Genomic DNA, 12,183 nt, shown 5'->3' on the forward strand with positions numbered 1-12,183 from the left:
TGGATCAGGCTCGGCGGGTGAGGGTGAAGAGACCTCCGTCCGGGTCCTGGAGCGTCCGCGAGAAACCCTCGGGCGCCCAAGGTGCGGAGGGAGGCTGGTGCTTACTGCCGCCGAGCGCGAGGGCGACGGCAACGGCGCGCTCGATGTCGTCAACGGCGAAGTTGACGAGCCAGCGCGGTCGTACACCGGCATCGCGGGACGTCTGCACGCCGCCGCCGCGCAGTGAGAGGACGGTCCGCCCGTCGCGTTCGACCAGGACGTGATCGCGTCGGTAGGCGATGTCGATGCCATGTGCTCGGTCCCAGCCGAAGACATCTCCGTAGAAGAGCGAGGCGTCGAACACGTCACGTGTCTGCAGATCGATGCGGGCGGGCGCGCTTCCCTGCCCCACCGACCACGTGAGCGCGGCGCCCTCCCAGAACCCGAAGGTGGCGCCGTCACGGTCCGCGGCGAGACCGACCCGTCCGTCACCCAGAGCGATCGGGCCCACCGCGACGGTGGCTCCCCGTTCCTGGATCCTCGCCGCAGTGGTGTCGGCGTCGTCCACCGCGAAGTACGGCGTCCATATCGAGGCGGGGGCAACACCCGGGTGGCGCTCTCCGATACCGGCGACCGGCATGCCGTGGGCGGAGGCGACGAGAAACTGATCCCCCAGCGAGCTCTTCCCGAACTTCCACCCCAGCACCTTGGAGTAGAAGGTCCGAGCGGCGTTCAGGTCGCCGACCATCAGGTTGACCCAGCACGGCAGGCCCAGCACCGGCACCACCTGCTTCGCAGCAGCCACAGCCATCACTCTCGCGCTCCTTCACCGCGTTCACCGGCCTTTGACGGGACCGTCCCCGACGAAAGGACTCCCCCGGTAACCCTACTCGCCAGGATTCGCCGTGCCGGTGACAGGGGTCGGCGCGGATCCCGTTGGCCGAAGCCCGACGTGGGTCCTGCGCGGTGCGCAGGGCGAGGCAGGGCGCGGGTACGCGACCGGTCCCCTGTTCCGGTCGCGGCACCGCGGTCGGCGGGGCCGGTCAGGAACAGCAGCCACCGGCACCGGCTGCGGGCGTAAGCGGGAGGCCGGTTCCGATCTGTACGAGATCTGGGGCCGCGGGGGTGCAGCAGCCGCCCTCGTCGGCCTGGCCGGGGGCCGGGTCGTCGAAGAGCCCGGCGCCGCCGCACACCCCGGTCTCGGGAAGGGTGAGTTCGACGCGGTCGGCGGCTTCGGTGTCACCGGCGAGCGCGGCGGCGACGGAGCGGACCTGCTCGTATCCGGTCATGGCCAGGAAGGTGGGGGCCCGGCCGTAGGACTTCATGCCGACCAGGTGGACGCCCGGTTCGGGGTGGGACAGTTCGCGGTGGCCGTGCGGGTAGACGGTGCCGCAGGAGTGCTGGTTGGGGTCGATGAGCGGAGCGAGGCCCACCGGTGCCTGCAGACGCTCGTCCAGGGCGAGGCGGAGCTCGGACAGGAAGGACAGGTCGGGGCGCAGGCCCGTCAGGACGATGATCTCGTCCACCGGGTCGAGACGCCGGCCGTCCTCAGCGACGAGGACCAGGCGGCCGTCTTCGCCGGCCTCGATGACCTCGGTACGGAATCCGGTCGCGGCGTCGGCGTATCCGTTGTCGACGGCGGCCTTGGCGGCCAGGCCCAGTGCGCCGCGGGCGGGCAGCTGGTCGGCGCTTCCGCCGCCGAAGGTGGAACCGCTGATGCCGCGGCGCAGGATCCACACGGAGTGGGTGCCCGGTTCGTCCTTCGCGATGTCGGCGAGGGTGGCCAGGGCGGTGAAGGCGGAGGCCCCCGAGCCGATGACGGCAGTGCGCCTTCCGGCGTACCGGGCGCGGACGGCGGGGTCCTTCAGGTCGGGGATGCGGTAGGAGATCCGGGCGGACGCGGCGTGTTCACCGAGGGCGGGGAGGCCGTCGGCGCCGATCGGGCCGGGGGTGGACCAGGTGCCGGACGCGTCGATCACGGCACGGCCCAACAGCCGCTCCTCGCCGCCGTCGGCGCGCGTGATGCGCAGGGTGAAGGGCTGCTGCTCGCGATCCGCGTCGACGATCCGGTCACGGCCCAGGCGCGAGACGCCGGTGACGGTGGCGCCGTAGCGGACACGGTCCCCGAGCACATCGGCGAGCGGCTGAAGGTACTGCTCCGCCCAGTCACCGCCCGTGGGGTAGGTGCCCGCGTCGGGCCGAGCCCATCCGGTGGGTGCCAGGAGCTTCTCGGCGGCCGGGTCGACGAGTTCCGCCCAGGTGGAGAAGAGCCGCACGTGTGCCCAGCCGCGCACCGCGGTGGCGGCGGCCGGGCCGGCCTCCAGGACCAGCGGTTCGATGCCACGTTCGACCAGGTGGGCGGCGGCCGCCAGCCCGGCGGGGCCGGCGCCGATGACGACAACCGGGAGAACTGCAGTGGTGGCCATGGCGGTGACTCCTCGGGAATGGGCGACCACTCCGGGCCGCTGTTTCGATTGCTGTCTATATTCGAAGCTTGTCACTGGCATCGATGAGTGTCAACATAGATGCATGTCGAAGTTCGAGAGGGTGGAGATGACGGAGCTACCGGTGCTGGACCCCGGAGCGGTGGTGCCGTGCTGCCCGCCGATCACCGCAGGGGAGCTGTCGCAGGACAACGCGGAGAAGATGGCCGCGATGTTCAAGGCGCTGTCCGACCCGGTCCGGCTGCGCCTGTTCTCCAAGGTCGCCTCACATCCGGGCGGCGAGGCGTGCGTGTGCGACATCTCCGACGTCGGCGTCTCCCAGCCGACCGTCTCCCACCACCTGAAGAAGCTGCGCGAGGCCGGACTGCTGACCTCCGAGCGGCGCGGGACCTGGGTCTACTACCAGGTCTCCCCGCCCGTCGTGGCGGCCATGTCCGCCATGCTCGACCTGCGCCCCTGACACCGCTCAGCGCGACCGGGGGCGGGGGCATGGGCCGGGTCGCCACCAGGTCTAGACGTCAGGTACTGCCGCTCCCGCAGGGTCCGGAGTGCGCACCGGGCGCAGCATCCGGCGGACCACGGCTCCGTATCCGTTGCAGATCCCGCCAGTGGCCGGCCCGTCCCTCCGGGGCGGCCGTCGGGGCACTGCGTCAGGCATTCCCTCCTGGCGCGATGGGGGCCACCGCAGGGGAAAACTTCTTGCGCCACGCCAGCGCGACGTACACGAGGCCGATCAGGACGGGGACCTCGATGAGCGGGCCGACCACGCCGGAGAGCGCCTGGCCGGAGGTGACGCCGAAGGTGGCGATGGCGACGGCGATGGCCAGCTCGAAGTTGTTGCCCGCGGCGGTGAACGCGAGCGTGGTGGTGCGCTCGTACGCAAGGCCGAGCGCCTTGCCGAGGAGGAAGGTACCGAAGAACATGATCGCGAAGTACACGAGCAGCGGCAGTGCGATGCGTACGACGTCCAGCGGCTGCGAGGTGATGGTCTTCCCCTGGAGGGCGAAGAGAATGACGATCGTGAAGAGCAGCCCGTACAGCGCCCAGGGCCCGATCTTCGGCAGGAACTTCGCTTCGTAGGTCTCGCGGCCCATCTTCCGCTCGCCGATGCGCCGGGTGAGGAAACCGGCGAGCAGCGGGATGCCGAGGAAGACGAGGACGTTCAGCGCGATGTGCCAGACGGACACGTCCAGGCCCTGACCGTCGCCGAGGTTCATCCAACGGGGCAGCAGGTCGAGGTAGAACCAGCCCAGCAGGCCGAACGCGAGCACTTGGAACACCGAGTTGAGGGCGACGAGGACGGCCGCGGCTTCGCGGTCTCCGCAGGCGAGGTCGTTCCAGATGATGACCATGGCGATGCAGCGGGCGAGGCCCACGATGATCAGGCCGGTCCGGTACTCGGGCAGGTCCGGCAGGAAGATCCACGCGAGGGCGAACATCACGGCCGGGCCGATGATCCAGTTGATGACCAGCGAGGAGACCATCAGCTTGCGGTCGCCGGTCACCGTGTCGAGCCTGTCATAGCGGACCTTGGCCAGCACCGGATACATCATCACCAGCAGTCCGAGCGCGATCGGCAGGGAGATACCACCGACCTCGATCTTCGCGAGCCCGTCGTTCATTCCGGGAACGAGCCTCCCGAGGCCGAGCCCGAGGGCCATGGCCAGGAGGATCCAGACAGCGAGGAAGCGGTCGAGGGTCGAGAGCTTGCGCACGACCGACGCATCCTCGTTCGTCGCGGGTGCGTGCGCGGGGGCTTCGGACGGGGTCACGGGCAGGCCCTCTTGTTCTCGACAGCATTACGGGCGGAAGCCGCCAGGCCGGCGAACTGGTCCGCGAGCCGGCCGATGACGTCGGGGCAGAGCCTGTAGTAGGTGAAGCGGCCACAGGGTTCCGTCTCCACCACCCCCGCCTCTCGCAGCACCCGCAGGTGATTGGACAGGTTCGTCTGCCTGGCCCCCGTCTCCTCCACCAGGTGCGTGGTGCACAGGGTCTCGTGGGCGAGCAGGGTCACGATCTTGAGCCTGAGCGGGTCACCCAGAACCCTGATCAATTCAGCATCGACTGACGTCATCATGGACTGATACTGTCACATCAGTATCCACTGACGCCATACACGGCTGATGTCTACAATGCCCGATCCCACAGTGCGACAAGAGAGCCCTCCAGATGTCCGACAAGCCGTCAGTGCTGTTCGTCTGCGTGCACAACGCCGGCCGCTCCCAGATGGCCGCCGCCTGGCTCCGCCACCTCGCCGGCGACCGCATCGAAGTCCGCTCCGCCGGCTCCGCACCCGGCGACGCGGTCAACCCCGCCGCGGTGGAGGCCATGGCGGAGGTCGGTATCGACATCTCCGGCCAGGCACCGAAGATCCTCACCGTGGACGCCGTAAGGGTGTCGGACGTCTGCATCACGATGGGCTGCGGGGACACCTGCCCCGTCTTCCCGGGCAAGCGCTACCTCGACTGGAAGCTCGAAGACCCCGCAGGGCAGGGCGTCGCAGCGGTACGCCCCATACGCGACAAAATCAGAATCCTCGTCGAAGCCCTCATCGAGGAAATCGATCAAGGCCCGGACGTCTGACAGGCTCGGGCACGGTATGGGCGAGACGTCATGGGTCGTGGCCGGGGTTTGGTCATCGCGTCTGCAGTGCCGGGATGGAATTCGCGGTCTGCCGATGTGAGGGCAGGCCACGATCCGGGGCAGCCCTCCCCGGGGCCGAGCACCCCGCCGGCCACCCGGCCCGACGATGGCGAAGCCGCAGCTTTCGGGAGCGCCTGCGCATCGTCGGCACCTTCGAGTCGATCCAGCTGTCGACTCCCCGCATGCGTCCGGTCAGCGAATCACGGGCTGCCACCGGGCCTTCTGTGTGGAATCCATTCTGCTCCTCCGCACCGACGCCCCACCGACCATGCCTGGCCCGTCCCGCGTTGCCAGGCACGGGCTTCGAGCATGTCGGCGGCGCCTTCGCCCGAGCGGGACCAGCAGCCCAGGTAACCGGTCCCGGTGTCCAACGGCCCCCGTCTGGAGGGCATGACGCGGTCCGCGAGGGACGGCGGCAGGGCGCTTCGGCGTCGCACCCTGCCGCCGACACCGGCCCAGCGGAGCGGCCGGTCCCGCCACCGGCGCCCTCCGCGCCGATGACGGTGTCGAGCGGGTCACTCAGCCGGGGAGGACCCATTTCTGGTTGGCTCCGGTGCCGCAGGTCCACAGGTGCAGCCTGGTGCGGTCCGCCGAGGAGACACCCTCCGCGTCGAGACACTTGCCGGACTGCGGATTCCGCAGCGTCCCATCAGATCCCGGCGCCCACTTCTGCGCCCCGGAACCATTGCACCCGTACAACTGGACCTTCGTACCGTCGGCCGAACCACCACCACTGACGTCCATGCACTTGCCCAACGCCCGCAACGTGCTGTCCAAACCGACCGTCCACTTCTGCGCGGCCGTCTGATTGCACGTATACAACTGGATCTGCGTCCCGTCCGCCGACGCCGCCCCATCCACATCCACACACTTGCCACCGATGCCCGTGACGGCACCCTCCCGAGGACCAGGCGCGCCGCCGAGTTCCTTGATGCGGACGTTGCGGAAGGACACGTCGTCACCGTCCCCGTGATTCTGCAGACCGATGGAGCCCTGCTGGAGGCTGCGGACGGGGTCGGTGTTGGTGAAGTCGTTGATCCGGCGACCGTTGAGGAAGACCTGGAGGCGCTCTCCCTCGACCCGGATCTCGTAGGTGTTCCACTCCCCCGGCGGGTTCAGGGCCGCGTCACGGGCGGCGAGATCGGCGGACTTGAAGCCGTACACGGAGCCGGTGGTGCGGTCGGGGGTGTCGGTGGCGTCGATCTGGATCTCGTAGCCGTTGTCGACGGCCGACCAGGGGTCGTCGGAGGCGGGAAAGCCCACGAAGACACCGGAGTTGTCGTCACCGGCCTGCCGCCAGTCGAGTTTCAGGGAGTACGACGTGTACTCCCTGGCCTGGTACCGGAGGAGCCCGAGGCCACCACGCGAGGTCAGGGTGGCGTCGGATTCGGCGAACGAGCCCGGGCCGGCCTGCTTCCAGCCGCTGGTCCCCGAGGTCCCATAGAGCGTGGTGTAGCCGGTCTCCGGCCGGCAGTCCGCCTCGGTCAGCTCAGCTGCCCAGCGGATGCCGCCGAGCAGGTGGCGGCGGAAGGCCGGGTCGCTGTACGAGCCCTCGGTGTGACCGCCCCCCGTGTAGAAGGCACGCCCGCCGGCGTAGTCCTTGCACCAGGCGATGGGGTGGTCGCCGCTCATGCTGCCGCCGCTGTAGCTGGACTCGTCGAGCGAAGCGAGGACGTGAGCCGAAGTGCGCGGATTCGTACGGTAGTTGTACCACTCGTCGGTCCGCTGCCAGGTGGGGCCGAGGTGAGCCGTGGCATCGTGCGCGCGGTCCTCCACCTTGACCGTGGCGGACTGGATGGCCGGGTGCGACTGGAAGAGTGCGCCGGCCAGGCCCGCGTACCAGCTCCAGTCGTACTCGGTGTCGGCCGCCGCGTGGACGCCGACGTAGCCGCCGCCGGCCGCCATGTATCCCTCGAAGGCGGTCTGTTGGGTGACGTCGAGGACATCGCCCGTGGTCGAGAGAAAGACCACGGCCTCGTATCCGGCGAGGTTCGACGGGGTGAAGGCGTTGGCGTCCTCGGTCGCGGTGACGGTGACGTTGTTGGCGGCGCCCAGCTCGCGCAGGGCGGTGACGCCTTCATCGATGGAGGAGTGGCGGAAGCCGGCGGTCCTGGAGAAGACCAGCACGTCGTACGCGGGGTCGGCGGCGGCCTTCGTCGGGGCGGCGGCCGAACGGTCGAGGGCGGCGGGCTCGGGCGCGGCGTTCGCGGCCGTGGCAGGGAGGACCGCGACGCCGAGCAGACCGCAGGCGGCCCAGCAGGCGAGGCGTCCGAGGGGTCGGTGCGGTCGTCGGCTCATGGCAGGATCCATTTCTGGTTGGCGCCGGTGCCGCAGGTCCACAGGTGCAGCCTGGTGCGGTCCGCCGAGGAGACACCCTCCGCGTCGAGACACTTGCCCGACTGCGGATTCCGCAGCGTCCCATCAGCTCCCGGCGCCCACTTCTGCGCCCCGGAACCATTGCACCCGTACAACTGGACCTTCGTACCGTCCGCCGAACCACCACCACTGACGTCCATGCACTTGCCCAACGCCCGCAACGTGCTGTCCAAACCGACCGTCCACTTCTGCGCGGCCGTCTGATTGCACGTATACAGCTGGATCTGCGTCCCGTCCGCCGACGCCGCCCCATCCACATCCACACACTTGCCACCGATACCCGTGACGGCACCCTCCCGAGGACCGGTGGCACCCGAGGTGGTGACGGTGAACTCGTCCACGTCGAAGAGGGATCCGCTGCCGCCCTTGAAGACGAGGTGGAGCGTGGTGGTGCCGGCCGGGCGGCCGGTCAAGTCGGTGGAGACGTCCTGGAACGTCTCCCAGCTTCCGGTGACGGGGACGGCCGCGGAACCGAGCAGGGCGCCGGTGGGTGACCCGGCGCGTACCTCGAGCGTGCCGCCGGCGCCGGCGGAGGAGACGCGGGCGGTCAGCTTGGTGGCGTTGTCGAGGGCGTAGGGCTTGAAGGAGATCCAGTCGCCGTTCTCGATGTTGCCCACGGTCTTGCCGCCATGGGCTGCGGTGTGGCTGACGACCGACACCCCGGCGGAGCCCCCGTAGTGCTCGGCCTGGCGGTGGCTGGGCTGGCTGATGTGCTCGTCGTGCGTGGTGAGGGCGGGCTGTCCGTTCGCTCCCTTGTCGGTGTATTCCGCGTCCCAGACGCCGAAGATGTTGGCGTTGGGGTCGTGCTCGCCGTCGGCGATGGTCTGTACGGTGCCGGAGCAGCCGGTCGCCGAGGTCTGCGGGTGGCCGTGACTGTCGTGGCCGATGATGAAGGTGACCTTGACCTTGGAGCAGTCGATGGCGCCGTCCTCCGGATCGGTGACGGTCACTTTGAACGGCACCGCGGCGCCCGGGTCGATGATCCGGCCGTCCAGGGGCAGTTCCAGCTTCACGGTGGGCGCGGTGTTGCCCACCGTGACGGTCACGGAGGCGGTCGCCGTCCGGCCGGTGCCGTCGGAGACGGTCAGCTCCGCGGTGTACTGGCCGTTGGCGGTGTAGGTGTGCGCGGGGTTGGCCGCCGTCGAGGTGCCGCCGTCACCGAACTTCCAGGCGTAGGCCAGGGGATCACCATCGGGGTCGGAGGTTCCCGCCGAGGAGAACCGTACGGCGAGCGGGGACGTGCCCGAGGTGCGGTCGGCCGAGGCCTGGGCGAGCGGGGACCGACCGCCGGTGACGTTCTCGATGCGGTAGACCGCGCTGTTCTCGTCCCCGTTGAAGTAGCCGGTGCCGTAGTCGAGCACGTACAGCGCACCGTCGGGACCGAAGGCCATGTCCATGACCTGAGTGCCCTGCCAGGGGAAGGCGTTGATGGACTGTACGGTGCCGTCGCCGGCCTGCTCGATGCGCTTGATCCACTTGCGGCCGAACTCGCCCGCGAAGAAGTCCCCGTCGAAGCTCTCGGGGAACTTGACCTCGGAGGTCGAGGTCGCGTCGTAGTGGTAGACCGGGCCCCCCATGGGCGACTCCGAGCCGCTGCCGAACTCCGGGACCGAGCCGCCGTCGTACGGGATCCAGGCGGGCTGGACCGGGGGGAGGTCGGTCAGGCCGGTGTTGTTCGGGGAGGTGTTCCTGGGCGCCGAGCAGGAGAACGCGGCGCCGGACGTCGAGGTGGCGAAGTCGTAGTCGATGTAGGCGTTGTTGTTTCCGGTGCAGTAGGGCCAGCCGTAGTTGCCGGCCTTGGTGATCCGGTTGAACTCGACCTGCCCGGCGGGCCCGCGGGTGGCGCTCGCGGTGCCGGCGTCGGGGCCGTAGTCACCCAGGTAGACCGTGCCGGTGGGCTTGTCGACGGTCATCCGGAAGGGGTTGCGGAAGCCCATGGCGTAGATCTCGGGCCGGGTCTTCGCGGTGCCGGGAGCAAAGAGGTTGCCCGCCGGCACGGAGTAGCTTCCGTCGGCGTTGACCTTGATCCGAAGGACCTTGCCGCGAAGGTCATTGGTGTTGCCCGCCGAGCGCTGGGCGTCGTACGCGGGGTTGCGGGTGGGGCGCTCGTCGATGGGCGTGTAGCCGTCGGAGGCGAAGGGATTGCTGTCGTCGCCGGTGGAGAGGTACAGGTTGCCCTGGGCGTCGAAGTCGATGTCGCCGCCGACGTGGCAGCACAGCCCCCGGCTCGCGGGGACGTCCAGGACCTTCCTCTCGCTGGCGCTGTCCAGGGTGCCGTCCGCCTTCAGGACGAATCGGGAGAGCCGGTTGACGCCGTCGAAGGGGGCGAAGTCGGCGGCCGAGCCGTCCGCGGGGGCGTCTCCGGAGGGGGTGGAGAGCTTCGGGGCGTAGTAGAGGTAGACGAAGCGGTTGGTGGCGAAGGCCGGGTCGACGCCGACGCCCTGGAGGCCCTCCTCGTCGTGCGAGTAGACGTCCAGCTTTCCGGCGACCTTGGTGGTGCCGGCCGCGTCGGTGAGGCGCAGGGTGCCGTCCCGCGAGGTGTGCAGGACGGACCGGTCGGGCAGGACCGTGAGCGTCATCGGCTCGCCGGTCTCGGCCACCCCCTTGGCGAGGGTGACCTGTTGGAACTCGGGTGCGGCCGGAGCCGCTTCGGCCTGGTTCTGCTGAACGGTGAGGGCGCCCGCAGCGGCCAGCAGGGTGCTGGCGAGTGCCGCGAGGGGCCGGGTGAGTCTCCTGTGCACGCGCGTCCTCCGTGAGTCAACGAGGCTGGGGGGTCTCGCACAGGCGCGCGCCGTCGCGCCGGGAACGCGGGCACCCTGGGAGGGAGTCGGGCGAACGCGTCCTTGTTATCCGGTACAGAGCAGGAAGGTAATGGCTTTTCCATCAGCCAGAAACCCCTTTGACACGTCAGACCCGAACTTTTATCTGTGGAGGGACAAAGTGCCGGTCGTCCGGACGCCCGCATCCAACTCCCTTGCTCCGGGCGCTGGTTTCTCGCGGAGCGCATGCGTGTACGCGCCCCGACAGACGTCTCCCTGCTCTGTTCGCAGGTCGCACGCGCCCCGCCCCTCAGCGCGATCCGACGACACTTGCCGCACCCCGCCCGCCCCGGCGCCCACGAACAGGCACAGGCACAGGCACAGCCGATATGTTGACGTGACCATGCAACCTGGCTAATTTCAGGGAGCGCTCTCCCCCAGTCGGCCAACCGTTTCGGGAGCCTCCCCCCATGAAGCCACTCAGCCCCGTCCCCACCGCCTTGCTCGCCACACTGACAACGTTGTCCTCTCTCCTTCTCGGTGGCGTGTCCGCGCTTCCCGCCGCCGCTGCGGCCCCCGCAGTCGTGTGCAACAGGTACTGCGATGCCCGCGACCCGGCGTCGAGCGCCCAGGACCGCATCCCCGTCACCGCCTCGGTCTCCGGGAGGTCGATCGCGCTCCACTTCGACGACGCCGGCGCAATGGGCTGGGCGTCCATCGACAGCGGCGGCTCCGACGATCGCGTGTGGCTGGACCGGTCCATGGACGGCGGCCGGACCTGGGACGGGGGCAGCCGCCTCGGCGACACCGCCGTTCCGTCCGGGGGCACGGGCTGGCGCACCCAGATGTACAACGTCGACGACTGGAACACCAGGGGCGTCGGAGCCCTTCGGGCCTGCGGGCAGCCAACCGGTGGTGCCATCGCGTGCACCCCCTGGGCCCGGACCACCTGGAACGCGGGCACCCGGAGCACCGCGGCAGCCACCGCGCTCATGATGTCGTTCGACCGGAGCAGCAAGCTCTTCGGCGGCAACGGCTGGTGGACCGCCGCCAACGCCCTGACCGCGGTCATCGACAACAGCCGGATCAGCGGCATGGGCAGCTACACCTACGCCATCGCCGAGACGTACGACAAGAACGTCAACGCACAGGGCGGGCAGTTCCGCAACGAGTACCTCGACGACACGGGGTGGTGGGGTCTGGCCTGGGTCGCCGCCTACGACGTGACCGGCGACAGCCGCTACCTGAACACCGCGCGGGCCGACGCGGACCACATGCACGCGAACTGGAACGACACCTGTGGCGGCGGAGTGCGCTGGAACACGAACGGCAACTACAAGAACGCCATCACCAACGAGCTGTTCCTCCAGCTCAACTCGGCCCTGCACAACCGCATCCCCGGTGACACCGAGTATCTGGACCGGGCCAGGAGCGAGTGGAACTGGTTCCGGGGCAGCGGCATGATCAACGGCGACCGCATGATCAACGACGGTCTCACCGATGCGTGCGCCAATAATGGCCAGCCCACCTGGACGTACAACCAGGGCGTCATCCTGGGCGCCCTGGCCGAGTTCCACAAGGCCACCGGAGACGGCGGACTCCTGACGACCGCACGCGAACTGGCCGACGCCTCCACCACGCGGCTCGAGACGAACGGCGTTCTCCGCGAACCGGGCGAGGGCGACAGCTGCACGGGCGACGGCCCCAGCTTCAAGGGTGCCTATGTCCGGGGCCTCGGCACACTCAACCGCCAACTGTCCGCCCGCCCCTACACTCCGGCCCTGACCCGATGGGCGAACAGCGCCTACGATCGCGACCGCAACCGGCTCGACCAGTACGGCCCGCACTGGAGCGGCGGCAACGGCTCCACCGACTACGGCTGTCAACAGAGCGTCCTCGACCTGCTCAACGCCGCCGCGGGCTGAGGAATCCTGCGGCAAGGCCGTCAGAGATGTGAGTGGTGACCGGCCGGGCCGGATTGC

Annotated in this window: 9 protein-coding genes; 3 read left to right on the forward strand and 6 right to left on the reverse strand. The window is 69.5% G+C overall.

What is annotated here, in order from left to right:
* Positions 1–4: 4 nt before the first annotated feature.
* Both ACFYPA_RS01490 and ACFYPA_RS01495 read right to left on the reverse strand, forming a co-directional pair.
* Entirely contained in the window at positions 5–790 is a 786-nt protein-coding gene (locus ACFYPA_RS01490) for a VOC family protein (protein WP_359079893.1), read from the reverse strand.
* Between the two features lie 232 nt (positions 791–1,022).
* The gene (locus tag ACFYPA_RS01495) at positions 1,023–2,405 is read right to left on the reverse strand and encodes an NAD(P)-binding domain-containing protein (RefSeq protein WP_389128700.1); all 1,383 of its coding nucleotides are present in this window, start codon (positions 2,403–2,405) and stop codon (positions 1,023–1,025) included.
* 103 nt (positions 2,406–2,508) lie between these two features.
* On the opposite strand from ACFYPA_RS01495, the gene ACFYPA_RS01500 reads away from it, so the two are divergent.
* The gene (locus ACFYPA_RS01500) at positions 2,509–2,883 is read left to right on the forward strand and encodes a metalloregulator ArsR/SmtB family transcription factor (RefSeq protein WP_359311919.1); all 375 of its coding nucleotides are present in this window, start codon (positions 2,509–2,511) and stop codon (positions 2,881–2,883) included.
* A gap of 190 nt (positions 2,884–3,073) precedes the next feature.
* Here the strand turns inward: ACFYPA_RS01500 and arsB are convergent, their stop codons facing one another.
* The gene (arsB, locus tag ACFYPA_RS01505) at positions 3,074–4,195 is read right to left on the reverse strand and encodes an ACR3 family arsenite efflux transporter (RefSeq protein WP_389128703.1); all 1,122 of its coding nucleotides are present in this window, start codon (positions 4,193–4,195) and stop codon (positions 3,074–3,076) included.
* Positions 4,192–4,500 (reverse strand): metalloregulator ArsR/SmtB family transcription factor, encoded by a 309-nt coding sequence (locus ACFYPA_RS01510; protein ID WP_359079885.1) that lies wholly within the window; start codon positions 4,498–4,500, stop codon positions 4,192–4,194. The genes arsB and ACFYPA_RS01510 overlap by 4 nt, the downstream gene beginning before the upstream one ends.
* Before the next feature lie 92 nt (positions 4,501–4,592).
* Between ACFYPA_RS01510 and ACFYPA_RS01515 the strand changes: the two genes are divergently transcribed.
* Positions 4,593–5,006: an arsenate reductase ArsC gene (locus tag ACFYPA_RS01515; protein ID WP_389128706.1), complete on the forward strand. Its 414-nt coding sequence runs from the start codon at positions 4,593–4,595 to the stop codon at positions 5,004–5,006.
* A 579-nt stretch (positions 5,007–5,585) separates the two neighbouring features.
* Here the strand turns inward: ACFYPA_RS01515 and ACFYPA_RS01520 are convergent.
* Both ACFYPA_RS01520 and ACFYPA_RS01525 read right to left on the reverse strand, forming a co-directional pair.
* On the reverse strand, positions 5,586–7,364 hold the full coding sequence (locus ACFYPA_RS01520; RefSeq protein ID WP_389128709.1) for a ThuA domain-containing protein: 1,779 nt from the start codon (positions 7,362–7,364) through the stop codon (positions 5,586–5,588).
* Entirely contained in the window at positions 7,361–10,183 is a 2,823-nt protein-coding gene (locus tag ACFYPA_RS01525) for a PQQ-dependent sugar dehydrogenase (protein WP_389128712.1), read from the reverse strand. The genes ACFYPA_RS01520 and ACFYPA_RS01525 overlap by 4 nt, the downstream gene beginning before the upstream one ends.
* A 488-nt stretch (positions 10,184–10,671) precedes the next feature.
* Here ACFYPA_RS01525 and ACFYPA_RS01530 point away from each other — a divergent pair, with 488 nt between their 5' ends.
* Positions 10,672–12,126, forward strand: a complete 1,455-nt coding sequence (locus ACFYPA_RS01530; protein WP_359311902.1) for a glycoside hydrolase family 76 protein — start codon at positions 10,672–10,674, stop codon at positions 12,124–12,126.
* The last annotated feature ends 57 nt before the right edge of the window (positions 12,127–12,183 follow it).

Origin of the sequence: Streptomyces sp. NPDC005775, assembly GCF_042871565.1 — a bacterium.
GTDB lineage: Bacteria > Actinomycetota > Actinomycetes > Streptomycetales > Streptomycetaceae > Streptomyces.